The organism is Paracoccus maritimus, from assembly GCF_025195095.1.
Lineage (GTDB): Bacteria > Pseudomonadota > Alphaproteobacteria > Rhodobacterales > Rhodobacteraceae > Paracoccus > Paracoccus maritimus.
Window position 1 is genome coordinate 398,272 of the sequence record NZ_JANAVZ010000001.1, and the last position, 23,456, is coordinate 421,727.

Consider the following 23,456-nt stretch of genomic DNA (forward strand, 5'->3'; position numbering starts at 1 on the left):
CCGTTTTTGATGCGTGACCAAGGTTTTGGGTGTGCGCACGAGGTCGGATCACGACGGCCCGACCTAACGCTTGCGTTGCCAGTTTCCATCTTCTTCGGACCAGTATTCCGCCACCGCTCCGCCGCTGGTCAGTGCCTTCCATTGCTGGCGCGCGCGATCGACCGCCGAGGCATCGCCGCCGTCGAAGAGGATGCAGGCGCGTTGCAGCGCCGTGACCTCATCGGCGGTGACCTCGGCCCCATCCAGCGCCATCAGGCAGGCGGGGTCATTCGTGGCCTGCTGGCTGCCCGCCAGCGTCAGAAGGACCGGCTGGCGCGCGTCATGTGGTCCGCCGGCAAGCCCATGTGGTTGAAACCCCTCGGCCAGCCACAATTCGCGGTCCAGCCAATCCATCCGTTCGGCATCGGTGCCGCGCAGTTCGACCCGCCAGCCGGCCTTCAGCGACTTGCCGATCAGCATCGGCAGCAGCCGTTCGACCGGCTGGCGGGTGAGATGGTAGAACAGCACGTTGCCCATCAGCCCGGCCCACCCGGATGTTGCGCAACAGCAGCGTGCGTTGCGTGTGCATGCAGGCGGGGGGCGCGCCGTTCAAAGCCCTGCAAACGCTGGCGATCAGGCCGCACAGCGCGTGCACGGCGCGTGCACAGGGCGTGTACAGCGCGTACACCGCTTGCGCGCGTTGCGCGGATCATTCGTCCTCGAACCGGTCGCGCACCAGCCGGTCCAGCGTCATCACGCCCCAGCCGGTCGCACCCTTGGGCGCAAGCTGGGTGGCCGAAGGCGGCAGCGTGGTTCCGGCGATGTCCAGATGCGCCCAAGGCTGATCCTTGCGGATGAAGCGCTGAAGGAACTGCGCCGCGGTGATCGACCCGGCCGCCCGACCGCCACTGTTCTTCATGTCGGCCAGCCGCGACTTGATCAGCTTGTCATAGCCCGGCCCCAGGGGCAGCCGCCACGCGCCTTCGCCCTCGGCCTTCGCCGCCGACAGGATGCCGTCGGCCAGCTTGTCGTCATTCGAGAAGACACCGGCATTGTCGTGACCCAGCGCGACGATGACCGCACCGGTCAGCGTGGCCAGGTCCACGATGGCGCGCGGCTGGAACCGGGTCTGCGCATACCAAAGCACATCGGCCAGCACGAGGCGGCCTTCGGCGTCGGTGTTCACGACCTCGATCGTGTCGCCCTTCATCGAACGCACGATGTCGCCGGGACGCTGTGCAAGCCCGTCGGGCATGTTTTCCACCAGGCCGACCAGACCCACCACATTGGCCTTGGCGCGGCGCAGGGCCAGCGTGCGCATCACGCCCGCCACGACGCCCGCGCCGCCCATGTCCATGGTCATTTCTTCCATCCCCGCCGAGGGCTTGATCGAGATGCCGCCCGAATCGAACACCACGCCCTTGCCGACCAGCGCCAGCGGCGCGGCGTCCTTGTCGCCGCCGTTCCAGCGCATCACGACCACCTTGGACGGCGCGGCGCTGCCCTGTCCGACGGCCAGCAGCGCGCGCATGCCCAGGTCGCGCAGCTGATCTTCGTCCAGCACCTCGACGGTCAGGCCCAGTTCCTCCATCGCCTGCAGGCGGTCTGCGAAATCGGTGGTGGTCAGGATATTGGCTGGTTCGTTGACCAGATCGCGGGTGAAGAACACCCCCTCGGCCACTGCCGCGGCGTCCTGTGCCGCCTTGGCCAGCGCCTCGGGTGATTTGGCCATGAAAGTCACGCGCGGCTGATCCGACGCCGCATCCGATCCCTTGGCGTCGCCGTCGCCGCCTGCGTCGCTGTCGTCGTCCTTGCCCGCATCCGTCCGATAGGCCGAGAAATCATAGCCGCGCAACGCGATCCCCAGAGCGATGTCGTTCGCGCGCCTGTGTCCGCCTGCCAGCACCAGCGTATGGGTCTTGCCCAGCTTGGCGCCGATCGCGGCCCCGGCCTTGCGAGCCTCGGCCACGCTGGCATTGCCGGGCAGCGAGATCAGTTGCAGCGCCTCGGCGGTCATGCCCGCAGGGAAGGCCAGTTCCAGCGAGTCACCGGCTTTCAGCTTTTGCCCGGCGCCGGAATCAAGCGCGCGGCGCGCGGCATCGCGGGCGGCGCGCGGCAGACCCGAAGGCAGGCGGCCCCCCGACGGCACGATCAGCGCGATGCGCCCCTGGTGCCCGGCAAGTCCGTCGGTCGCGGTTTCGGTAAAGCTGATCTGCACGGGCTGGGTCATCTTCGCGCTCCTCACATCTGGTTGGCGCCGACCCTAGACCCGCTGCCGGGCCTTTTCCAGAGCCGCACCAACGGCTATCAGGATGAAACCCGCCCGCGAGGACCAGACGCCCCCGATGCCCCGGATCGACAAATACATTCTTGCGCAGATGCTGACGCTGTTCGGCTTTTTCGCGCTGGTGCTGGTGTCGGTCTATTGGATCAACCGCGCCGTCAGCCTGTTCGACGATCTGCTGAACGACGGACAGACCGCGCTGGTGGTTCTGGAATTCACCGCGCTGACGCTGCCCTTGGTGATTTCGGTGGTGCTGCCGGTGGCGGCGTTCACGGCGACCGCCTATGGCACCAACCGGCTGTCCAACGAATCCGAGCTGGTGGCGATGCAGTCGGCGGGAATGTCGCCGTGGCGGCTGGCCCGGCCGGTGCTGATCTTCGGGGTGTTCGTGGGCGTGATGGTCGCGGTGCTGGTGCACGGTCTGGTGCCGATGGCGCGGGCGCGGCTTGCCGACCGGCAGGCCGAGATCGCGCAGAACGTCACCGCGCAATTCCTGCGGCCCGGCAGTTTCCAGTATCCCAGCGATGACATCACGCTGTTCATCCGCGACATCGCGACCGATGGCAGGCTGCTGGATCTGTTTATCGAGGACCGGCGCGATCCCGCCGATCAGGTCATCTACACATCGGAAGAGGCGCTTGTGGTGCGCAAGGACAGCGGCCCGGTGCTGATCCTGCTGGACGGCATGGCCCAGAACCTGAGCCGTCGCGACGACCGGCAGCACCTTGCCGTGACGCGATTCGACGAACTCAGCTATGATATCGGGGCGATGATCGGCGGTTCGGGCCGCAAGGGGCGCGACCTGCGCGATTATGGCACCCTGCAATTGTTGCGCCCGGGCCAGGCACTGCTGACGGCGACCGGCGCCAGCGCGGCGGATGCGCGCCGCGAGGCGCATGAGCGGATCGCCCAGCCCCTGTTGTCGCCGGTGGCGGCGATGATCGGCTTCGCGACGCTGCTGATCGGCGGCTATTCGCGATTCGGCGTCTGGCGGCAGGTGTTGTGGGCCGTACTGGGGCTGATCGTGGTGCAGTTCCTGACCAACGCCGCCGCCGACCGGGCCGGCCGCGACCCCGAGATGTGGCCGCTGCTGTATCTGCCGGCGGTGGTCGGCGCGGTGATCTGTGTGCTGCTGTTATGGCTGGCGGCGCGACCAAGGCGGCTGCGCGCGGCGTCCGTGACGGGGCCGGCGGCATGATCCTGGCGCGCTATGTCTCGAACCGGTTCCTGCGCAGCCTGCTGACGGTGGCGGCGGTGTTCCTGCTGATCCTGCTGCTGATCGACATGATCGAGATGATCCGCAGATTTTCGGGCGATGATATCGGTGTGTCGGGAGCGGCGCGTCTGGCGGCGCTGAATGTCGCGGGCAGTTTCTATTCGATCCTGCCGCTGATCACGGTGCTGGCCGGGATCGCGCTGTTCCTTGGGCTGGCGCGCAGTTCCGAGATGGTGGCGATCCGCGCCTCGGGGCGGTCGGCGCTGAAGGTGGTGACGGCACCGGCGGTGACGGCCGGTCTGGTCGGCGCACTGGCCGTCGCGCTGCTGAACCCGATGGTCGCCGTGACCGGGCAGCGCTATGACGAGGCCGTGGCCGAGATCCAGCGCGATGGCCAGCAGACCGTGTCGGTCGGCGACAGCGCGCTGTGGCTGCGGCAGGCGGTCATCGAGGATGGCAAGGAAGCCGGTCAGGTGGTGATCCGCGCCAGCCGTACCAGCCCCGACGCGACGACGCTGTATGATGCGACGTTCTTGGTCTTCGATCAGGACAGCGGCCCTGCCCGGCGGATCGAAGCGCGCGAGGCGCGGCTGGAGCCGGGCGAATGGCATCTGTCCGGGGTGCGCGATTACCGGCTGGACCGCCCCAATCCCGAAGCCGAGGCGGTGGCCGGCGAAACGCTGAGCCTTGCCTCGGACCTGACGGCGCAGCGCATCCGCGATGGGTTCGGCCGTCCCGAGGCGGTGCCGGTCTGGCAGTTGCCGTCCTTCATCGCGGGGCTGGAACGCGCCGGGTTCTCGGCCGCGCGGCACCGGGTCTGGTTCCAGATGGAACTGGCGCGCCCGTTCCTGATGGCGGCGATGATCTTCATCGCGGCGGCCTTCACCATGCGCCATATCCGTGGCCGCAATACCGGCGTCGCGGTACTTCTGGCCTTCGGCGCCGGGATCGGGCTGTTCTTCCTGCGCAATCTGGCGCAGGTTCTGGGCGATAACGGGCAGGTCGTGCCGGCGATGGCCGCATGGACGCCGCCACTGGTGGGCGCGCTGCTGGCGGTGGCGCTGATCCTGCAGCGGGAGGATGGATGAAGCGTTCCCGACCGATCGCGCCTTGGGCGCGCAAGACCGGTGGATGCCTGGCCGGGTGGGCCGCGGCGACCGCGCTGATGGCCGGGGTGGGCGTGCTGCCCGCGCTGGCGCAGGAGACGCTGTTCGGCAACGATGGCGACGCGATGATCGGCCCGCAGATGCCCGGCGCGCCGCTGGCCACCGGCACCGGGCAGGCGGCGCTGGCACCCCAGGCGCGGCCGCTGGGTTTCGGGATCATCAGCGACCGCACCCCCGCCGCCGCGCGGCTGGAGGCGGTCGAACCGGATGCCGACGTCACCTTGCCGGACCGCGCGGCTCCCGGTGATCGCAGCGACGCCGCCACGGTTCTGGCCGACACGATGGTCCTGCAGGGCGACCGGACGCTGATCGCAGCGGGCGGTGTCGTCGTCTGGTACCAGGGTGCGCGGCTGGTCGCCTCGCGTCTGATCGTGGACGGCGCCAGCGGCGATCTGACCATCGAGGGTCCGGTGCATCTGTCGCGCCCCGGCGCCCGCAATCCCGACGACGAGGCCGTTCTGATCGCCGATTCGGCGCAGCTGGACCGCGAATTGCAGGATGGCATCATCCGCGGCGCGCGGCTGGTGATCGCCCGCGAATTGCAGCTTGCCGCCACGGAACTGACCCGCACCGGCAACGGCCGGATGACGCGGCTGACCCATGTCGTCGCCTCGAGCTGCCAGGTCTGCGCCACGAATCCCACGCCGCTGTGGGAGATCCGCGCCCGCAGCATCACCCATGACGCGGAAACGCGGCTGCTGACCTTCGACCATCCGCAGATGCGCGCCTTTGGCGTGCCGGTCGCCGCGGTGCCGTTCACGATCACCGCGCCCGATCCCACGGTCGAACGCAAATCCGGTTTCCTGCGCCCCGAGATCCGCACCACGTCCGGGCTGGGGTTCGGCGTCAAGCTGCCCTATTTCCAGACGCTGGGCGATCATGCCGACCTGACCCTGACGCCCTATGTGTCGGTCAACCGCACCCGCACGCTGGAGGCGCGGTATCGTCAGGCCTGGCGCAATGCGGTCACCGAATGGAACGGCGCGATCAGCCGCGACGACATCGAGCCGGGCGACACGCGCGGTTATCTGTTCGGCAACGCGCTGGTCGATCTGCCGCGCGACTATCGGCTTGGGCTGCAGCTGCAACTGGCCTCTGATCGTGGCTATCTGCTGGACTATGACATCACCGATGCCGACCGGCTGTGGAGCGGGGTGACCCTGGAAAGGGTGACCCGCGACAAGCTGTTCTTCGGCCGTGTCGGCAATTACCGGTCACTGCGCGACGACGAGGACAATGACACGTCGCCCGCGCAGGTGGCCGACGCGCTGTGGCAGCGCCGTTTCACGCCGCGCCTGATCGGGGGCGAGGGGCTGATGGAATGGTCGATCCACGCCCATCGCCGCCCGTCTGATGCCGATATCGTGGGTCGCGACGTGGCTCGCGGATCCGTCGGGCTGGACTGGCGGCGCACCGAGATCCTGCCCGGCGGGCTGGTCGGCGCGGCGCTGGCGGGGCTGGACGCGGACCTGTACCGGATCGCCCAGGATGACCGTTTCGACGACGTCGAAAGCCGCGTCGATCCGATGGTCGGTGTCGAGTTGCGCTGGCCGCTGGCGGGCAGTTCCGGGGGCGCGACCCATCTGGTCGAACCGGTCGCGCAGATCCTGTGGTCGCCGAGCGGACAGGACGACGATATCCCCAACGAGGACAGCCGCCTGATCGAATTCGACGAAGGCAACCTGTTCTCGGATAATCGCTTTCCCGGCTATGACGTGCGCGAAACCGGCCTGCGGGCCAATATCGGCGTCGGCTGGACCCGGATCGACCCCGCAGGCTGGTCCTTGGGACTGACTGGCGGGCGGGTGCTGCGGGCGCGCGACGACGATGCGTTCGCCGACGCCTCGCCGCTTGGCGGGCGGCGTTCGGACTGGCTGCTGGCCGCGAATTACGACAGCGGCACCGGGCTGGCCATCGCCAATCGTGCCCTGTTCGACGATTCGTTCAATGTCTCGCGGAACGAGTTGCGGGTGGGCTGGCTGCGTCCCGACCTGCAACTGTCGGCGGGCCATCTGTGGATCAACAGCGACGAGAACGAAAGCCGCGATCTGGACATCAGCGAACTGACCGCGAATGTCGGCTGGCAGATCGCCGAGGGCTGGTGGGGCAATGCCGAGACACGCTATGACTTTCAGGCCGACCGCGCGCAGAAGGCGGCGCTGGAGGTCACCTATCGCAACGAATGCATAACGCTGGAAATGGGCCTGTCGCGTCGGTTCACCGACTCTGACAGCGTCCGGCCCGAAACCAGCTTCGATCTGTCGGTTCGCCTGGGTGGGTTCGGCAGCCAGAAAGACGGTCCCGGCACGGTGGCGCGGCGCAGTTGCATGCGCTAGTCTTCGGCCGAAGAAAATCATTGGGGGCAGCAGATGCGGCACATCCTTTCCGGCATAGCCTTGGTGGCGAGCCTGCTTATCGGCGCAGCCGCCCCGGCCGCCGCGCAAAACCCGTTCGAACCGATCGTCTATGTCAATGACAAGGCGGTGACCCGATACGAACTGCAGCAGCGCATGCGGTTCATGGAGGTGCTTGGCTCTCCTGCGGATACGGCGACGGCCGAACAGGCGCTGATCGACGACCGACTGCGCATGTTTGCCGCCGGCCAGCTGGGGATCGAGGTCACCGACGAGGGGCTTCAGGCCGGGCTTGAGGAATTCGCCAGCCGCGCCGGCCTGTCGGCGGCCGAATTCACCGCCGCGCTGGAACGTGCCGGGGTCGAACCGCAGGTCTATCGCGATTTCGTGACGGCGGGCATCGCCTGGCGCGGCGTGATCCGGGCGCGGCTGCTGCCGCAGGTGGACGTATCCGACGCCGAGGTGGATCAGGAACTGAAACGTCAGGTCGAGACACCGATCGTGACCCGCGTGCTGCTGTCGGAACTGATCATTCCCGCGCCCGAGGGGCAGGAGCAGGCGGCGATGAACCGCGCCAGGTCGATTGCCGGCAGCAACCCGTCCGAGGCCCAGTTCGCGGCGGCGGCCCGGCAATATTCGGCCTCGGGCACGGCGTCGTCCGGGGGACAGCTGAACTGGCTGGCGATCGAGAACCTGCCACCCTCGTTGCGGCCGGTGATCCTGTCGCTGCGTCCCGGACAGACCACTCAGCCGCTGAACGTGCCGGGTGCCGTGGTGCTGTTTCACCTGCGTGACACCCAGGGCACGCTGCGCCCAGGCGCAAGGGAACAGGTGCTGGATTACATGACGCTGCGGTTTGCCTCGTATACCGAGGCGGCGCAGCTGGCGGCGCGGGCGCGCAGCTGCGACACGCTGTATTCCGAGGCCGGCAGCGCCGCAGGCGCCATCCAGCGTCAGACCCAATCGCAGAACGCGATCCCGACGCTGATCGCCACGCAGCTTGCCTCGCTGGACGACAACGAGGCGGCGGTGGTCAATTATGGCAACGCGGCGGAATTGGTCATGCTGTGTTCGCGCCAGCCGGCGATTCTGGCCGAGGCACAGAACAATGTGGCCACGACAGCGCTGCCCGATGACGGGGTCGAGGCCGCCGTGCCCGACGCACAGGCCCTTCCCGACCGCGAGGTGGTGCGCGAAGAGCTGTTCAACCGCAAGGCCAGCAACGCCGCCGACGCCTATCTGGCGGAACTGCGCGCCGATGCGGTGATCCGGCGGCCGTGATGCGGTTCAAATGAGCCGGCGCATCCTTCTGACCTGCGGCGAGCCTGCCGGGATCGGGCCTGAACTGGCGCCGCTGGCGCTGGCGTCGGGCGTCGATTTCGTCTGGATCGGCGATCCGCGACATCTGCCCGATGGCACCGCCTTCGATCTGGTCAGCGCGCCCACGGACCCGGTTCCGGCGGGGCGTCTGCCGGTCCTGGCGCATGATTTCGCGGCCCCCGCCACACCCGGCCGCCCCGATCCGGCCAACGCCGCCGGCGTGATCGAGGTGATCGCGCGTGCCGTCGATCTGCTGATGCGCGGCGAGGCGGCGGGGATGACGACGCTGCCGATCAACAAGCAGGCGCTGAAGGAAGGCGCGGGCTTCGCCTTTCCGGGCCATACGGAATACCTGGCCGATCTGGCGGGGGGCGCGCCGGTGGCGATGATGCTGGCCTCGACCACGGTGACGCCGCCCTGCCGCGTGGTGCCTGCGACAATCCATATCCCGCTGACGCAGGTACCCGCCGCGCTGAGCGATCAGGCGCTGGAACAGGCGATCCGCATCACCCACGCCGCGTTGATCCGCGATTTCGGTCTTCCGGTGCCGCGCATCGCGGTGGCCGGGCTGAACCCCCATGCGGGCGAGGGCGGCACGATGGGCCGCGAAGAGGTTGACCGCATCAGGCCGTTGCTGGACCGGCTGCGCGCCGAGGGGCTGGATATCGCCGGTCCGCTGCCCGCCGACACGATGTTCCATGCGCCCGCGCGAAGCCGTTATGATGCGGCGATCTGTGCCTATCACGATCAGGCGCTGATCCCGATCAAGACGCTGGATTTCGCGGGCGGGGTGAATGTCACGCTGGGGCTGCCGTTCATCCGCACGTCGCCCGATCACGGCACCGCGTTCGACATCGCGGGCACGGGCCGCGCCGATCCGGCCTCGACCATCGCCGCGCTGCGCATGGCCCGGCAAATGGCAGATCAGCGCCGATGACCCGATCACGCAGGCAGTGTTGCGACCGGGGTCGCCAGGGGGTGGGACACCCCATGGCCGGGGGGTGCGGGGGGCTGGCCCCCCGCCCGTCGCGGGACGCAATACCGCGATCGGACCCGCAATGACCGGGATCGACAATCTGCCGCCCCTGCGCGAGGTGATCGCGCGGCATGAACTGCGTGCCAAGAAGCAGCTTGGCCAGAATTTCCTGCTGGACCTGAACCTGACCGCCAAGATCGCCCGGCAGGCGGGCGATCTGTCGCAATGCGACGTGCTGGAAATCGGCCCCGGCCCCGGCGGGCTGACCCGTGGCCTGCTTGCCGAAGGCGCGCGGCATGTTCTGGCCATCGAAAAGGATCCGCGGGCCCTGCCGGCGCTTGCCGAAATCGCCTCGGCCTATCCCGGAAGGCTGTCAGTCATCAACGGCGACGCGCTGAAGATCGATCCGCTGCAGCACCTGACGCCGCCGATCAGGGTGGCCGCGAACCTGCCCTATAATATCGGGACCGAATTGCTGATCCGCTGGCTGACGCCGCCGGACTGGCCGCCGTTCTGGCAGTCGCTGACGCTGATGTTCCAGAAAGAGGTGGCCGATCGCATCGTCGCGCGTCCGGGTGGCAAGTCCTATGGCCGCCTTGCGCTGCTGGCACAGTGGCGGGCGAACGCGCAGATCGTGATGACCCTGCCCCCCGAGGCCTTCGTGCCCGCCCCCAAGGTGCATTCGGCGGTCGTTCACCTGACCGCCCTGGAACAGCCGCGCTTTCCCGCCGATCCGGCAGTGCTGTCGCAGGTGACGGCTGCGGCGTTCAATCAGCGGCGCAAGATGCTGCGTGCCAGCCTGCGTGGCCTGCATCCGCAGATCGAACCGTTGCTGGAACAGGCGGGCATCGCGCCCACCGCCCGCGCGGAGGAGATCGACCTGGAACGGTTCTGCGCGCTGGCCCGCGGCCTGGCCGCCGCGCGTCTTCAGGGCTGATCGCCGCGGATCAAAAGCAACGGACGGGCCAATGCCGATCGCGCCGCGTTCAGCATGGGACGTGAAAGCAGAAGGCGTGTGGATCATGAAAAAGGGCCGCTTGCGCGGCCCGTTTGTCATGTCGTCGGCAGAGGCGCGGTTCAGCCTTGCCCGGCGCCGCCCTCGGCCGTGTCGGCGCGCTGTTCGGGCGCCGCCGATTCGGCATCCCCGGCGTCCGGTTCGGGTTTGCGACGGCTGCGCGTCGTGGTGCTGCGCGGTGCCCGGGCACGCGGTGCCTTGGGCTTGCTGTCCTTCGCCTCGGTTTCGGGCGTGGGCACCGGCGCGGCGCTGTCGCCTTCGTCGGATGCCACCGCGTCGGGCAGGCCGTCGCCCTGCGGCGTCTCGGCCGCTGGCGGTTGCTGGCGGCGCGTCCGAACGCGTTTTTCTGCTGCGGGGGGCTGATCGGCAGACCCGGCATCGGTTGCGACCGGCGCATCGTTGCGGCGCTGGTCGCGGGTGCCTTCATCCTGACGCCGCGGCTGCGGGTCCTGGGCCGGCGTGTCGCGACGGGCCTGGCCACGACCGTTCTGGTCACGGCTGTCCTGATCACGACCGCCCTGATCCCGACCACCCTGATCCCGGGCGCCGTGGTCACGGTTGCCGAAATCGCGGTTGCCGTGGTCCCGATTGCCGTTATCGCGACCGTTCTGACCGCCGTTCTGGCCGTTGCCGTCGCGCGGCTGCGCGTTGTCGTCGTCGCCCTGGCGCTGATTCTGGTTGTGCTGCTGCTGGCGCTCGGCCATTTCGCGCTGCGCCTCGCCCAGCATCCGGGTGTAATGCTCGGCATGCTGCAGAAAGCTTTGCTCGGCCACGCGGTCGTTGGACAGCTGCGCGTCACGGGCCAGGGTCAGGTATTTGTCGATGATCTGCTGCGGCGTACCGCGGACCTTGCCTTCCGGGCCCGAGCTGTCAAAGACACGGTTGACGATATTCCCCAGCGAGCGCTGGCGGTTCGACTTGTTACGCGAACGGGATTTGGATGATCTCATCAGTCTGTCTGTCTGTAGGTTCCAGGTTGGTCTGGACGGCGTTTCGGGCGGCATCGCGGCGAAATCCGCGCCTTGCCGTGCAGCCCCGCCTTGCACCTTTCAGCGCGCGTCGCGCACCCGGTCGGTTTCGGCTTTGTCAGGCTGACCCGTGCGGTGGCCCTGCGGCCCCGGCACGTCGCTGACTAACCACGCAGGACCGGGGCTTACAAGGGAAAAGTTGTCCCTTGGCGGCATTTCCCTGCCGAAAGCGGGTTTTTATCCCCCGAAATCGGCCAGAACGACACGATTCCGCCCATCAAGATCGCGGATCAGGCGCGTCTTTGCGCCCTGGTCGCGGAACAGGGCCGAGACCGCATCACCCTGGGTCGGGCCGATCTCGACCAGAACATGCCCGCCCGGTGACAGCCGGTCGCGGGCACCGGACGCAATTATGCGATAGGCGGTCAGCCCGTCTGCACCGTCGGTCAGCGCCGAATGCGGTTCCCAGTCCAGAACGTCCGGGGCAAGACCCGCCATTTCCTGCTGCGCAATATAGGGCGGGTTCGATGCAATCAGGTCGAAGCGGCCGGTCACGCCGTCATACCAGTCAGCCTGCGTGAAGGACGCCGTCACACCGATGATCTGGGCGTTCTCGCGCGCCACATCAAGGGCCGCGGCCGAGATGTCGGTGCCGGTTCCCGCCGTTCCCGGTCGCGCCGCCAGCAAGGAAATCAGGATCGCGCCGGTGCCGGTCCCCAGATCCAGAACGCTGCGCCATGGCAGGTCCAGCGCCGCATCGACCAGCGTCTCGGTCTCGGGGCGCGGATCCAGGGTGTCCCGAGTGACCCGGAATCTGTGGGCGTGGAAATCGCGGAAACCGACGATCTGGGCGACCGGCTGGCGCGCCGCACGTGCCGCGATGCCCTGATCAAGGCGCCGAAGCTGTTCGGCGTTCAGGTCGCGGTCATCGGCGGTGCGCAGCAGGCCCGGCGCCACCCCCAGGATCGCCGCAAGGATCCGGTCGGCGTCACGCGGCGCGGCCCCAATCCCGGCGTCGCGCAGGGCGGCGGTGGCACGCGCCCGCGCCTGCGAAAGCTTCATTCCTGGGCCGCCAGCCGCGCCGCCTGATCATGGGCGGTCAGCGCATCGATGATCTCGGTCAGATCGCCGGCCATGACCCGGTCCAGCGCGTAAAGCGTCAGGTTGATCCGGTGATCGGTCATCCGGCCCTGCGGGAAGTTATAGGTGCGGATGCGTTCGCTGCGGTCGCCCGAGCCGACCTGGCTTTTGCGGTCGGCGGCGCGTTCGGCATCGGCCTTCTGCCGTTCCATGTCGTAAAGGCGCGCGCGCAGCACGGCCATCGCGTTGGCGCGGTTCTGGTGCTGCGATTTTTCCGAACTGGTCACCACGATCCCGGTGGGCAGGTGGGTGATCCGCACGGCCGAATCGGTCGTGTTGACGTGCTGGCCGCCCGCGCCGGATGCGCGCATCGTGTCGATCCGCACGTCGCTTGCGGGAATGTCGATCTGGGCGTCCTCGGCCGCCTCGGGCAGCACCGCGACGGTCGCCGCGCTGGTATGGATGCGCCCGCCCGATTCCGTCTCGGGCACGCGCTGGACGCGATGCACGCCCGATTCGTATTTCAGCCGCGCGAAGACGCCGTCCCCCTCGATCCGCGCAACGGCTTCCTTGACGCCACCCAGTTCGGTCTCGGTCAGTTCCAGCATCTGGAAGGACCAGCCCTGCGCCTCGGCGTGGCGCCGATACATGGCCAGCAGGTCGCCCGCGAACAGCGCGGCCTCGTCGCCGCCGGTGCCGGGGCGGATCTCGATGATCGCGGGACGGGCGTCGGCAGCATCCCGGGGCAGCAGGGCGATGCGCAGATCCTGTTCCAGCCCCGGCATCTGGTCGCGCAGCCGCGCAAGTTCTTCCTCGGCAAGGGCGCGCATCTCGGGATCGGTCAGCATGGCCTGTGCCTCGTCGATCCCGTCGCGCGCGGCGCGCCAGCGGGCGATCTGTTCGACGACGGGCTTCAGTTCGGCGTATTCGCGGCTGATCGCGGCAATCCTGGCAGGTTCGGCACCGGCGTTCAGCTGCGCCTCGAGAAACTCGAAACGCTGGGTGATCTGGGCAAGGCGGTCTTCTGGCAGCATCCGGATCGCTTACTCTGCGCGCGCCGGGTGGGCAAGCGGCCAGCTGGGTGTCTTCCATTGCCGAAATGCCCCCTCAAGGGGGCGGGACGCAGCCCTCAGCGCCGGGACCAGCCAAGGAGGGCGATCAGGTCCATCGCGACATGTGCGCCGGCGATGGCAGTGGCCCCGGTCGTGTCATAGGGCGGCGATACCTCGACCACGTCGCCGCCGATCAACCTTGTGCCCGCCAGCCCGCGCAGCAGCGCCGCGGCCTGCCACGAGGCCAGACCGCCCCAGACCGGGGTGCCGGTGCCGGGGGCGAAGGCCGGGTCCAGCGCGTCGATGTCGAAGGTCAGATAGGCCGGCCGATCGCCGATGACCGCCCGGATGCGTGACAGCGTCGCCTCGACCCCGTCCTGATGCACCGAGGGGGCGTCGAGGATGGTCACCCCCAGCGTGTCGGGATTCTCGGTCCGTATGCCGACGCTGACGCTGGCCGCAGGATCGACCACGCCCTCGCGGATCGCCTTGTAAAGAAACGTGCCGTGGTCGATCCGGTCCGGGTCGTCATCGACCCAGGTGTCGGAATGGGCGTCGAACTGGATCAGCGCGACCGGACCCTGCCGCGCAGCGACCGCGCGCAGGATCGGCAGGGTGATGAAATGATCGCCGCCAAGGGTGACGGGCGCCGCGCCGGCATCCATGATCGCGCCGATATGCGCCTCGATGCGGTCCGGTACCTCGCGCGTGTTGGCGTAATCGAAGGCCATGTCGCCGTAATCGACGACATGCAGCACCGACAGCGGATCATAGCCCCAGCCATAGGGCGGGTCATAGGGTTGCAGGGCCGATGCCTCGCGGATCGCGCGCGGGCCGAACCGCGCGCCGGGACGGTGGGTCACAGCCTGGTCGAACGGAATGCCGGTCACGGCGACATCGACCCCCGCCAGATCCTTGGAGTAGCGGCGGCGCAGAAAGCTGGTCGCACCGCCGAAGGCATTTTCGTAGGACAGGCCGCGCGGGTCTGCGCGGGTGAAGGCCTGATCGACCTGGGTCTTCGCATCTTCCAGTGCCATGCCGCCCTCGTTCATCAAATTCCAACGCCGATACAGTGCCGCCGGGACCAGGACATCGCAAGCCGTCCGATCGTGCATCCTGCAGCTTTGCAGGCCAGCGTCGCGGCACCGGAACCCGGCGCGTCCTCCGGTTGTCCCGAGGTCCGATATTCACTGCCAAGTTGCTGAGATTGCCGTGGAATATTTCCGAATCAGTCGGCATCATCCAATTCGGTCAGTTTGGTGAGTTCAGCCCGAATCATGAAAGACGGCGCCCCCCATAGCACGGATGAATTCATCGCCCGCATCCAGCAGATGCATGCCAGCCTGCCACGCCGGCTGCGGCAATGCGCGGAATATGCCGCGCGTCAGCAGGCGCGGATGGCGCAGGCCACGGTTGCCGAGTTCGCGCGTGGTGCCGGAGTGCCCGCGTCGGCCGTGGTGCGGTTTTCGCAGGCGATGGGATTTTCGGGCTATGCCCAGATGCGGGATCTGTTCCGCAGCCCGTTCGAATTGCCCCGCAGCGACTATGCCGCGCGCCTGGAGCAGCTGAGCCAGTATGGCGACAGCCGGCCCGCCGGTCTGCTGGCGACCTTCGCCGAGGCGGGTCGCATGTCGCTGGAACGAATGATCGCGTCGGTCGACAGTTCGGATTTCGACCGGGCCGCCGGCATCCTGTCACGCGCCGCCGTTGTGCATGTGGTCGGCCACGGCCGCTGTTTCGCCGCCGCGGCCCATACCGCCTATATCCTTGAGCGGGTCGAGGTTCCGGCGCTGCTGCATGGTGCGTTCGGCCAGATCAGCGGTGCTGCCTCGGTGCGCGAAGGCGACGCGGTTCTGGTCGTGTCCTTTTCGCCGGCGATGCCCGAGACGCTGGCATTCTGCGCCGACCTGCGCGGCTGCGGCGCGGAAATCGTCGCCATCGCCGATCCGGGCGTTGCCGCGCGGCTGGGACGGGGCGTGCTGTCGCTGAACCTGGTCGAGGTCGAGGCCGCGGGGTTTCGCCCGATGGTCGCGACCGCGACGCTGGCGCTGGCGTTGGCCGCGGCGGCGGGCGGGTTGCGCGCCCATGCCGGAAGGTCCGACTAGCGGCGGCGTTCAGGCCGCCTCGGCGTGACCGGCCAGACGGGCGTGCAATGCCTCGCGCCGCAACTGCTGCTTGGGACCCTGCATGACGGCGCGACCGCGTTCAAGGACCAGGAATTCGTCACCCAGATCCCACGCGAAGTCAAAGAACTGCTCGACCAGCACGATGGCCATGTCGCCCCGGTCGCGCAGGGCTGCGATCACCCGCCCGATCTGTGCGATGATGTTGGGCTGGATGCCCTCGGTCGGCTCGTCCAGCAGCAGGACACGGGGGCGTGTGATCAGCGCCCGCGCGATGGCAAGCTGCTGTTGCTGGCCGCCGGACAGGTCGCCGCCCCGTCTGTGCGCCATCTCGGCCAGCACCGGGAAACTGTCGAAGATCTCGTCGGGGATGGCGCGTTCGGCGCGCGGCAGGCAGGCAAAACCCGTCTCCATGTTCTCGCGCACGGTCAGCATCGGAAAGATCGCCCGACCCTGCGGCACGTAGCCGACGCCAAGGCGGGCCATCTGCTGCGCGCTGATTCGGCCCAGTTCGGTGCCATCAACACTGATCGTGCCGCCGGATCGCGGATGGCGGCCCGCCAGAAGGTTCATCAGCGAGGTCTTGCCCACGCCGTTATTGCCCATCACGCAGGTCACCGCGCCGGGCCGCGCGGCGATGTCGATGCCGTGCAGGATCTGGCTGCCGCCATAATGCAGGGTCAGGTTCGTCGCGTTCAGCATGTCATCGCCCCAGATAGACTTCGATCACGTCGGGATTGCGGGTCACATGGTCCAGCGACCCTTCGGCCAGCACCGAGCCCTGATGCAGCACCGTCACCTTGCAATCCAGCCGTCGCACGAAATCCATGTCGTGTTCCACCACCACCACCGCGCGCGTTTCCGCCAGCCGACGCAGCAGCGTGGTGGTCTGTTCGCGTTCGGCCAGCGTCATGCCGGCGGCGGGTTCATCGACCAGCAACAGGCGCGGCTCCTGCGCCAGCAACATGCCGATTTCCAGCCATTGTTTCTGACCGTGGCTCAGTTCGCCGGCCTTGCGGCCGGTCTGATCGGCCAGCCCGACCTCGGCCGCCAATTCCTGCACCCGTTCGTCCGACGACGATGACGGCCGCCAGCCCAGCACGGCAAAGGGGCTGCGGTTGTTCTTCAGCGCCATGGTCAGGTTGTCGGCCACCGACTGATCCTCGAACACGGTGGGGCGCTGGAACTTGCGGCCAATTCCGGCGCGGGCGATCTGTGCCTCGTTCATCTTCAACAGGGAACGCGGCGGCTCGCCCCACAGGACGCGCCCCTCGTCCGGGCGGGTCTTGCCGGTCACGATGTCCATGAAGGTGGTCTTGCCCGCCCCGTTAGGGCCGATCACGGCGCGCAGTTCGGCATCACCGATATTGAAGGACAGGTTGTTGATCGCCCTGAAGCCGTCGAAGCTGACCGATACGCCGTCCACCTCCAGAAGCGAGCTCATGCCTTGGCCTCCTGTTCCTGCAGGGCGCCGTGATCGGGGCCCAGATCACGGCCCTGGCGGCGTGGCGACACCGCGCGCCCCAGCCAGTCGAACAGACCGGCGATCCCCCTGGGCGCGAACAGCGTCACCAGAACGAAGGACAGCCCCAGCGCGACCAGCCACCAGTCCACCCATTTGATGGTATAGAACGGCAACGACAGGTCGGGCGCGCGGCCGCCGGTGAACCAGCTGGACAGCAGCGACACGACCACCGCGCCGATCACCGCGCCATACAGCCTGCCGCGCCCGCCGATGGCCACCCAGACCGCCAGATAGATCGAGGCGATGGGCGCCAGTTCGGCCGGGTTGATGATGCCCGCCTGCGGGTAATACAGCGCCCCCGCGATGGCGGTGATCATCGCGGCCAGCGTGAAGACCACCAGCTTGAACCCCTCGACCGGATAGCCAAGGAAACGCACGCGGGTCTCGTCATCGCGGATGGCGCGGATGACGCTGCCGAACTTGCCGCTGACCACCCATGCGGCCAGCAGATAGCCCAGACCCAGCGCGACGGCCGAGGCCCACAGGAACCAGACCGACAGCCGGGCCTGCGACACGGTGTCGAGGCCGGGAATGTTCTGCAGACCCGACAGCCCGTTATTGCCGCGAAAGCCGCTGTCGTTCTGAAACAGCCACAGCGCCAGCGCCAGCGTCATCGCCTGGGTCAGGATCGACAGATAGACGCCGTTCACCCGGCTGCGGAACGCCAGCCAGCCGAAGACCAGTGCCAGCAGCCCCGGCACGGCCAGCACCAGCAGCATCTGCAGGGGCAGCGAATGGGCGAAGGACCAGACCAGCGGCAGATCGGCGGAACCGACAACCCCGAAGATCTGGTTCGCCACGCCTTCCTGCAGTTCCAGCGGCGTCGGAGGAATGGCGTTGTTGGCCATCGAGGCGGCGACGATGGCTTCGGTGCGTGCATACATCAGCCATTGCCCGATCATGTAGCCGCCAAGCGCGAAGAACGCCATCTGGCCAAGGCTGAGAATGCCCAGATAGCCCCAGACCAGATCCATCGCGACCGCCGCCAGCGCAAGGCACAGCGTCTTGCCCAGCACCTTGACCATCGAGGTCGGCAGTGCGCCGGTCCCGTAGGCCTGGCTGAGCGCGGTCACGGCGACGGTGAACACCGCAAGCCCCGCCAGCACGATCAGGGTCGAGGGGTTCTGCAGGATGAAGGGTTTGCGTTGCATATCAGGCCTCGGCGGCCCGCCCGCGCTGCGGAATGATGCCGCGCGGCCGGAACTGGATGAAGATGACGATGAACAGGATCATGAAGGTCTGCGCGGCCAGCGTGTTCGAGGGATTGAAGGATTCGATCACCTTCGACAGCACCCCGATCAGCCCGGCCCCCGCCAGCGTCCCCCAGATGTTTCCGACGCCCCCGACCACGACGGTCATGAAGCTTTGCACGATGTAGTCCTGGCCAAGCTCGGACGTGACCTTGGCGAACAGGCCGATGGCGACCCCCGCGATGCCGGCGATCCCCGAGCCGAGGCCGAAGGTCATCATCGCGATCCGGTCGGGGTTGATGCCCATGCTGGCCGCCATGCCCGGGTTCTGGGTCACCGCGCGCACCTCGAGCCCCAGCCGGGTGCGCTTCATGATGAACAGGAACAGGCCCAGAAACAGCAGCGCCAGCACGAAGATCGCCACCCGGATGGTCGAAATCGAGATCACGTCATTGACGGTGATCGCCCCTTCCAGCCAGGCGGGCGAGGTCAGCGGGCGGGCCTGGGTGCCGAAGACGTTCTTGGCGATCTGCTGCAGCGCGATGGACACGCCGAAGGTCGCCAGAAGCGTTTCAAGCGGGCGATGCGCCAGATGCCGGATCACCAGCCGATAAAGGACCACCCCGGCCGCGAATGTCACTGCAAAGGCCAGCGGCAGAGCGACGATCAGCGACAGGGTACGATCCGCGATCAGCGTTTGCGTCACATAGCCGGTATAGGCGCCCATCATGATGAATTCGCCATGCGCCATGTTGATGACGCGCATCACCCCGAAGGTGATCGCCAGCCCGATCGCGGCGAGGAAATAGATCGAGGCCAGCGACAGCGCATCAAGGCCCAGATCAATCCCCTTCATCGCCGAAAGCCGCAGCTGCGCGTTGCGTTGCGCGGCACGCGCGGCATCGGTCACGTCGCTGTCGGGTTCTGCATAGACCTCGAAATAGCGATGGGCGTCGATGGCCGCCTGTGCCTCGGATTCGGTGGCGGCGGGGGTGACCGTGCCGGCGGCTTCCAGCGCGTCATATGCACGGTCGCGGGCTGCAGGATCGCCAAGCGTGGCAACCGGCACGCCGCCGACCTTGCCATCGGCGATGTGGGCGGCAAGGCTGTCGCGCTGCGCGGCCGGTGTCAGGCGCGGCTGTGCAAGATCCTGCGCCTTCAGCAGGTCATAGGCGGCATCGCGGGACAGCAGATCGCCGCCGGGCGTCAGTTCGCGGGCGATATTGGCATCGCCGGGCTGATCGGTCGCGGCGATCCTGCGGGTGACCAGCAGCGGGTTCAGGGCCGCGCGGAAATCCAGCCCGACATCGCCGCTGAGCGCCTGGATCGCGGCGATCCGGGACGCGGGATCGGGGTCGTGCTGGATGGTCAGCAGCGTCTGCAAGCGGTCGCGCCGGGCCTGCAACGCGGGGTCGGGATCGGGCGGCGCATTGCGCAGCGCCTTCAGGTGATCGGCAGTTCCGGCCCGCGCAATCGAGTCCAGCGCCTGTGCGCGCATCGCAGCGTCAGGGTCGGAAATCTGGCTGGCGACAAGGGCCGATTCGATCAGCCCCCTCACACCTGAATTGGGGCGCAGCATGTCGGGGTCGGCGCCACTGACCGGTGCGCCTGTCGCCGCGTCCGTCATCACGTCGCCATCGACGATCAGCAGGCGTCGGTCATCGGTCAGGCCAAGGCTGCGGTCGGCCCATGCCGCCAGCAGTGCCGTTCCCTCGGGGCCGGTCGCGGCGATCTGGTCGATCAGCGGGCCGACCGTCGTGCGCGAGGGGCGTTCGATCTGATCCAGATTGTCGGCAATTACGGCGCGCAGGGCCGGATTGGCAGCGGCCGGCAGGGCCGAAAGCAATGTCAGCACCGTCAGCAACAGAACGATCAGCGGGCGGGCGGCATGGGTCACGATGGCATCTTCCCTGGGCTGGGGGCGAAGGGGCGGATCCGCCCCTTCGCGGCGCGCGGATCAGTAGTTCGACTGAACCTGCACGCAGCTGTTGCTTTCGGTGTTCCACATGCCGCAGGACTTGCCCGGCCAATCGGCATCCAGGACCGCCGATTCCGGCAGGAAATCGGTCCAGGCGTCGCCCGGCACGGGATCGGTCTGGCTGACGATGTCGAACTGGCCGTCCTCGCGGATCTCGCCGATCAGCACGGGCTTGGTCAGGTGGTGGTTCGGCAGGACCGTGGCGGTGCCGCCGGTCAGGTTCGGCACCTCGACCCCCACGATCGCGTCCAGCACCGGATCGACATCGGTCGTACCGGCCTTCTCGACCGCCGCAACCCATGCGTTGAAGCCGATCATCGTGGCTTCCATCGGGTCATTCGTCACCCGGCTGTCGTCGCCGGTGAATTTGTGCCATTCCTCGATGAAGGCGGCGTTCTCGGGCGTGTCTGCCGTTTCGAAATAGTTCCAGGCCGCCATGTGACCGACCAGATTGGCGGTATCCAGCCCGGACAGTTCCTCTTCGCCGACCGAGAAGGCCATCACCGGAATGTCGTCGGCACTGACGCCGGCCGCCGCAAGTTCCTTGTAGAAGCCCACATTCGCGTCGCCGTTGATGGTCGACACGACCCCGACCTTCTTGCCGTCTGCCCCCAGTGCGACGACGTCCGAGACGACCTTGGACCAGTCGGAATGGCCGAACGGCGTGTAGTTCACGAAGATCTTGCCGTCGGCCAGTTCGTTGTCGGTCAGGTATCTTTCCAGGATGTTGTTCGTGGTGCGCGGATAGACATAGTCGGTTCCCAGCAGGGCCCATTTCTCGACGCCCAGTTCCTGGGCCATGTAGTCCACCGCCGGGATCGCCTGCTGGTTCGGGGCGGCTCCGGTATAGATGACGTTCTTCGAGGATTCCTCGCCCTCGTACTGCACGGGATAGAACAGCAGGCCGTTCAGTTCCTCGATCACCGGCAGCACGGATTTGCGGCTGACGCTGGTCCAGCAACCGAAGATCGCATCCACGTCACTGACGGTCAGCAATTCGCGGGCCTTTTCGGCAAACAGCGGCCAGTCCGAGGCCGGATCGACGACGACCGCCTCGATCGGGCGGCCCAGAAGCCCGCCCTTGGCGTTCTGCTGTTCGACCATCATCAGGACGGTGTCCTTCAGCGTCGTTTCGGAAATCGCCATCGTGCCGGACAGCGAATGCAGGACGCCGATCTTGATCGGTTCTCCTTCTTGCGCCCATGCGCCGTTGGCCAGCGCGATCGCGCTGCTCAGCATCAGCATCTTCGTGACAGTGTTCATTGTCGCCCTTTCCGCCTGACCCGCTGGCCAGTGTCCCTGTTGTTATGTCGTGGAAGGATCGCGCCTTCGCAGATGCAGAAAGAGCGGAAAAAGAGGCAGTTGGACAGGATTCGAGCAACCTTGGCGCGAGCCGGGCAGGGTTTGTGCGGCCAGGCGGCAGAGCCGGCCCGCGCTGCCCGACAATCGGGCAGCTTCAGGCCGGTTCGGGCGTCAGCCCACCCTGCCGGATCAGGAATTCGACGATCCGATCGACGCCGATTCCATGGCGCAGCGCGGCCATGATCACCGGGCGGGCACCACGGGATTCGACCGCATCGGATTCCAGCAGCACCGGGTCCACGCCGACATGCGGGGCCAGATCGGTCTTGTTCACGATCAGCAGATCGGACCGGGCAAGGCCGGGTCCGCGCTTGCGCGGGATATCCTGACCCGCGGCGGTGTCGATGACATAGATCGTCAGATCGGCCAGTTCGGGCGAAAAGGTCGCGGCCAGGTTGTCGCCGCCCGATTCGATCAGGATCAGCTGCAGGTCAGGAAATGCCGCGTTCAGATCGGCGATGGCGGCCAGGTTGATGCTGGCATCCTCGCGGATCGCGGTATGCGGGCAGCCGCCGGTTTCGACGCCCCGGATGCGTTCGGCGGGCAGAACCTGCGCGCGCATCAGCGCCTCGGCATCCTCGCGGGTATAGATGTCGTTTGTGATGACGGCCATCGACAGGCGCGGTGACAATGCGCGCGCCAGATGTTCGGTCAGGGTGGTCTTGCCGGCGCCGACGGGGCCGCCGATGCCGACGCGCAAGGGGCCGTGACTGGTGGGCGGGGGCAGGCTCATGATCGGAAAATCCTTGTCTGCATGGTTTCGTGGCACATGGCGGCGATGTCCGCGCCCCATGTGGCGCTGTGAAGATCGGTGTGAGAGGCCGCCGCGGCGCGCGCCGCCGTGCGCAGGATCGCGGGTTGCAGGGCGGCCAGCATGGCCTGTCCCTCGACCGGGCCCAGCGGCAGAAAGCGCACCGCCGCGCTGATCAGCGCGGCGGCCTGCGCCTGAAGCCAGGCCGCGATCAGTTCGGTACGGGGCAGGGGCATCGCCGCGCAGGCCCGTCCGAAAGCCACCGGCAGTGCGGAGGGGGGCAGTGGCCGATCAATCGCAGATACGTTGGCGGCGAAGGCCGCGCCCTGTTCCAGCGTTTCGGTCAGCCGCTCCGAGGTCAGGCAGGAAGCGCGGGCCAGATCGTCCAGCCCGGCGTGATCGGCATCGTCGTGCAGCGACAGCGCGATCAGCACGGCGTCGGTCCATCCCGCGCCATGTTCCAGCCAGTCGGTCAGCCAGACAGTCAGGGTGCTGCGTGTCACGGCGTGCCGGTCCATCGCGTGTTCCAGACCCTGCGACCATGCAAAACCGCCCACCGGAAAGGCGGGCGACAGATATTGCGCCAGCCGCAGCCGCGCGGCTTCAGGCGTGGTCGTGATGATGGTCATGGCGGTGGCCGTGATCGTGACCGGCGTCGTGATCGTGGCTGTGGCCGTGATCATGTCCGAAGGTGCGGCCATGGCCATAGGCGCCGCCTTCGGGGCTGAACGGCAGATCGGCGCGTTCGACCGTGGCGCCAAGTTGGCGCAGCATGGCTTCAAGTACATGGTCCTGGCGGATGATCAGGCGGGCGGCTTCTATCCGGCAGGGGGTGTGGCGGTTGCCGATATGCCAAGCCAGCCGGGGCAGATCGCCGGTCACGACCAGCACTGGTTCCGGCGCAGCGCGCATGACGATCCGGCGGCCGTCGGACAGCAGGAACGCGTCGCCATCCTCGACGCTGGTGACCTCGGGCAGATCCAGCAGGAAATCCCCCGCATCGAAGGTCAGCCGCTTGCGGCGCAGCAGGCGGGATTCGTAGTCCAGACGCAGCTCGCCCGCGAAGGGGCCGTGGGCTTGGCGGATGATGCTGTGGCAGTGAAGTGTCATCTTTCGG

The 23,456-nt window shown here is 67.6% G+C and carries 21 protein-coding genes; 7 read left to right on the plus strand and 14 right to left on the minus strand.

From position 1 onward, the window contains the following. Positions 1-63: 63 nt before the first annotated feature. Together MU516_RS01880 and MU516_RS01885 are read right to left on the minus strand one after the other, a co-directional pair. On the minus strand, positions 64-516 hold the full coding sequence (locus tag MU516_RS01880) for a DNA polymerase III subunit chi (RefSeq protein WP_260275500.1): 453 nt from the start codon (positions 514-516) through the stop codon (positions 64-66). 172 nt (positions 517-688) lie between these two features. Next, positions 689-2,209, minus strand: a complete 1,521-nt coding sequence (locus MU516_RS01885) for a leucyl aminopeptidase (RefSeq protein WP_260275501.1) — start codon at positions 2,207-2,209, stop codon at positions 689-691. Between the two features lie 115 nt (positions 2,210-2,324). Between MU516_RS01885 and lptF the strand changes: the two genes are divergently transcribed. The 6 genes from lptF (at position 2,325) to rsmA (ending at position 10,232) form a co-directional block, all read left to right on the plus strand. Further along, complete coding sequence (gene lptF / locus MU516_RS01890) at positions 2,325-3,461, plus strand: LPS export ABC transporter permease LptF (protein WP_260275737.1); 1,137 nt, start codon at positions 2,325-2,327, stop codon at positions 3,459-3,461. Beyond that, entirely contained in the window at positions 3,458-4,567 is a 1,110-nt protein-coding gene (gene lptG / locus MU516_RS01895; RefSeq protein WP_260275502.1) for an LPS export ABC transporter permease LptG, read from the plus strand. The genes lptF and lptG overlap by 4 nt, the downstream gene beginning before the upstream one ends. After that, positions 4,564-6,981, plus strand: coding sequence for an LPS-assembly protein LptD (locus MU516_RS01900; protein WP_260275503.1), 2,418 nt, complete (start codon positions 4,564-4,566; stop codon positions 6,979-6,981). The genes lptG and MU516_RS01900 overlap by 4 nt, the downstream gene beginning before the upstream one ends. 33 nt (positions 6,982-7,014) lie before the next feature. Further along, positions 7,015-8,280 (plus strand): peptidylprolyl isomerase, encoded by a 1,266-nt coding sequence (locus MU516_RS01905; protein ID WP_260275504.1) that lies wholly within the window; start codon positions 7,015-7,017, stop codon positions 8,278-8,280. A 10-nt stretch (positions 8,281-8,290) separates the two neighbouring features. Continuing rightward, positions 8,291-9,256, plus strand: a complete 966-nt coding sequence (gene pdxA, locus MU516_RS01910) for a 4-hydroxythreonine-4-phosphate dehydrogenase PdxA (protein WP_260275505.1) — start codon at positions 8,291-8,293, stop codon at positions 9,254-9,256. A 121-nt stretch (positions 9,257-9,377) separates the two neighbouring features. Then, positions 9,378-10,232 (plus strand): 16S rRNA (adenine(1518)-N(6)/adenine(1519)-N(6))-dimethyltransferase RsmA, encoded by an 855-nt coding sequence (gene rsmA, locus MU516_RS01915; protein WP_260275506.1) that lies wholly within the window; start codon positions 9,378-9,380, stop codon positions 10,230-10,232. A 140-nt stretch (positions 10,233-10,372) separates the two neighbouring features. Here rsmA and MU516_RS01920 read toward each other — a convergent pair whose 3' ends face one another. The 4 genes from MU516_RS01920 to speB all read right to left on the minus strand — a co-directional run bounded on the left by MU516_RS01920 (position 10,373) and on the right by speB (position 14,447). Next, positions 10,373-11,260, minus strand: coding sequence for a DUF4167 domain-containing protein (locus MU516_RS01920; RefSeq protein ID WP_260275507.1), 888 nt, complete (start codon positions 11,258-11,260; stop codon positions 10,373-10,375). Positions 11,261-11,515: 255 nt separating this feature from the next. Beyond that, a complete protein-coding gene (gene prmC, locus MU516_RS01925; protein WP_260275508.1) occupies positions 11,516-12,340 on the minus strand; it encodes a peptide chain release factor N(5)-glutamine methyltransferase in 825 nt (274 codons plus the stop codon). Beyond that, positions 12,337-13,392 (minus strand): peptide chain release factor 1, encoded by a 1,056-nt coding sequence (gene prfA / locus MU516_RS01930; RefSeq protein ID WP_260275509.1) that lies wholly within the window; start codon positions 13,390-13,392, stop codon positions 12,337-12,339. Before prfA ends, prmC begins: the two co-directional genes overlap by 4 nt. Before the next feature lie 95 nt (positions 13,393-13,487). Continuing rightward, positions 13,488-14,447 carry an agmatinase gene (speB, locus tag MU516_RS01935; RefSeq protein ID WP_260275510.1) on the minus strand — a complete coding sequence of 320 codons (960 nt, stop codon included), beginning with the start codon at positions 14,445-14,447 and terminating at the stop codon, positions 13,488-13,490. A 240-nt stretch (positions 14,448-14,687) separates the two neighbouring features. Between speB and MU516_RS01940 the strand changes: the two genes are divergently transcribed. Beyond that, positions 14,688-15,515: a MurR/RpiR family transcriptional regulator gene (locus tag MU516_RS01940; protein ID WP_260275511.1), complete on the plus strand. Its 828-nt coding sequence runs from the start codon at positions 14,688-14,690 to the stop codon at positions 15,513-15,515. A gap of 9 nt (positions 15,516-15,524) precedes the next feature. On the opposite strand, the gene urtE is transcribed toward MU516_RS01940, so the two are convergent. The 8 genes from urtE to MU516_RS01980 all read right to left on the minus strand — a co-directional run bounded on the left by urtE (position 15,525) and on the right by MU516_RS01980 (position 23,449). Beyond that, a complete protein-coding gene (gene urtE, locus MU516_RS01945) occupies positions 15,525-16,235 on the minus strand; it encodes an urea ABC transporter ATP-binding subunit UrtE (RefSeq protein ID WP_260275512.1) in 711 nt (236 codons plus the stop codon). Position 16,236: 1 nt separating this feature from the next. Next, on the minus strand, positions 16,237-16,977 hold the full coding sequence (gene urtD / locus MU516_RS01950) for an urea ABC transporter ATP-binding protein UrtD (RefSeq protein ID WP_260275513.1): 741 nt from the start codon (positions 16,975-16,977) through the stop codon (positions 16,237-16,239). Then, positions 16,974-18,209: an urea ABC transporter permease subunit UrtC gene (urtC, locus tag MU516_RS01955; RefSeq protein ID WP_260275514.1), complete on the minus strand. Its 1,236-nt coding sequence runs from the start codon at positions 18,207-18,209 to the stop codon at positions 16,974-16,976. Before urtC ends, urtD begins: the two co-directional genes overlap by 4 nt. 1 nt (position 18,210) lies before the next feature. Further along, on the minus strand, positions 18,211-20,145 hold the full coding sequence (urtB, locus tag MU516_RS01960) for an urea ABC transporter permease subunit UrtB (protein WP_425606791.1): 1,935 nt from the start codon (positions 20,143-20,145) through the stop codon (positions 18,211-18,213). Between the two features lie 60 nt (positions 20,146-20,205). Then, positions 20,206-21,465 carry an urea ABC transporter substrate-binding protein gene (urtA, locus tag MU516_RS01965; RefSeq protein ID WP_425606801.1) on the minus strand — a complete coding sequence of 420 codons (1,260 nt, stop codon included), beginning with the start codon at positions 21,463-21,465 and terminating at the stop codon, positions 20,206-20,208. A gap of 217 nt (positions 21,466-21,682) precedes the next feature. Continuing rightward, positions 21,683-22,321 (minus strand): urease accessory protein UreG, encoded by a 639-nt coding sequence (ureG, locus tag MU516_RS01970; protein WP_260275517.1) that lies wholly within the window; start codon positions 22,319-22,321, stop codon positions 21,683-21,685. Next, on the minus strand, positions 22,318-23,040 hold the full coding sequence (locus MU516_RS01975; RefSeq protein WP_260275518.1) for an urease accessory protein UreF: 723 nt from the start codon (positions 23,038-23,040) through the stop codon (positions 22,318-22,320). Before MU516_RS01975 ends, ureG begins: the two co-directional genes overlap by 4 nt. Beyond that, positions 22,943-23,449, minus strand: coding sequence for an urease accessory protein UreE (locus tag MU516_RS01980; protein WP_260275519.1), 507 nt, complete (start codon positions 23,447-23,449; stop codon positions 22,943-22,945). Before MU516_RS01980 ends, MU516_RS01975 begins: the two co-directional genes overlap by 98 nt. Positions 23,450-23,456: the final 7 nt, after the last annotated feature.

Coding starts and splice junctions, on each gene's coding strand:
- urtA (WP_425606801.1), bottom strand. CDS start 21,465: ATGCTGAGCAGCGCGATCGCGCTGGCCAACGGCGCATGGGCGCAAGAA.
- urtE (WP_260275512.1), bottom strand. CDS start 16,235: ATGCTGAACGCGACGAACCTGACCCTGCATTATGGCGGCAGCCAGATC.
- MU516_RS01880 (WP_260275500.1), bottom strand. CDS start 516: ATGGGCAACGTGCTGTTCTACCATCTCACCCGCCAGCCGGTCGAACGG.
- pdxA (WP_260275505.1), top strand. CDS start 8,291: ATGAGCCGGCGCATCCTTCTGACCTGCGGCGAGCCTGCCGGGATCGGG.
- MU516_RS01980 (WP_260275519.1), bottom strand. CDS start 23,449: ATGACACTTCACTGCCACAGCATCATCCGCCAAGCCCACGGCCCCTTC.
- speB (WP_260275510.1), bottom strand. CDS start 14,447: ATGGCACTGGAAGATGCGAAGACCCAGGTCGATCAGGCCTTCACCCGC.
- MU516_RS01975 (WP_260275518.1), bottom strand. CDS start 23,040: ATGGCCGCACCTTCGGACATGATCACGGCCACAGCCACGATCACGACG.
- prfA (WP_260275509.1), bottom strand. CDS start 13,392: ATGCTGCCAGAAGACCGCCTTGCCCAGATCACCCAGCGTTTCGAGTTT.
- lptF (WP_260275737.1), top strand. CDS start 2,325: ATGCCCCGGATCGACAAATACATTCTTGCGCAGATGCTGACGCTGTTC.
- prmC (WP_260275508.1), bottom strand. CDS start 12,340: ATGAAGCTTTCGCAGGCGCGGGCGCGTGCCACCGCCGCCCTGCGCGAC.
- ureG (WP_260275517.1), bottom strand. CDS start 22,321: ATGAGCCTGCCCCCGCCCACCAGTCACGGCCCCTTGCGCGTCGGCATC.
- MU516_RS01940 (WP_260275511.1), top strand. CDS start 14,688: ATGAAAGACGGCGCCCCCCATAGCACGGATGAATTCATCGCCCGCATC.
- MU516_RS01920 (WP_260275507.1), bottom strand. CDS start 11,260: ATGAGATCATCCAAATCCCGTTCGCGTAACAAGTCGAACCGCCAGCGC.
- urtD (WP_260275513.1), bottom strand. CDS start 16,977: ATGAGCTCGCTTCTGGAGGTGGACGGCGTATCGGTCAGCTTCGACGGC.
- MU516_RS01900 (WP_260275503.1), top strand. CDS start 4,564: ATGAAGCGTTCCCGACCGATCGCGCCTTGGGCGCGCAAGACCGGTGGA.
- urtC (WP_260275514.1), bottom strand. CDS start 18,209: ATGCAACGCAAACCCTTCATCCTGCAGAACCCCTCGACCCTGATCGTG.
- MU516_RS01905 (WP_260275504.1), top strand. CDS start 7,015: ATGCGGCACATCCTTTCCGGCATAGCCTTGGTGGCGAGCCTGCTTATC.
- lptG (WP_260275502.1), top strand. CDS start 3,458: ATGATCCTGGCGCGCTATGTCTCGAACCGGTTCCTGCGCAGCCTGCTG.
- rsmA (WP_260275506.1), top strand. CDS start 9,378: ATGACCGGGATCGACAATCTGCCGCCCCTGCGCGAGGTGATCGCGCGG.
- MU516_RS01885 (WP_260275501.1), bottom strand. CDS start 2,209: ATGACCCAGCCCGTGCAGATCAGCTTTACCGAAACCGCGACCGACGGA.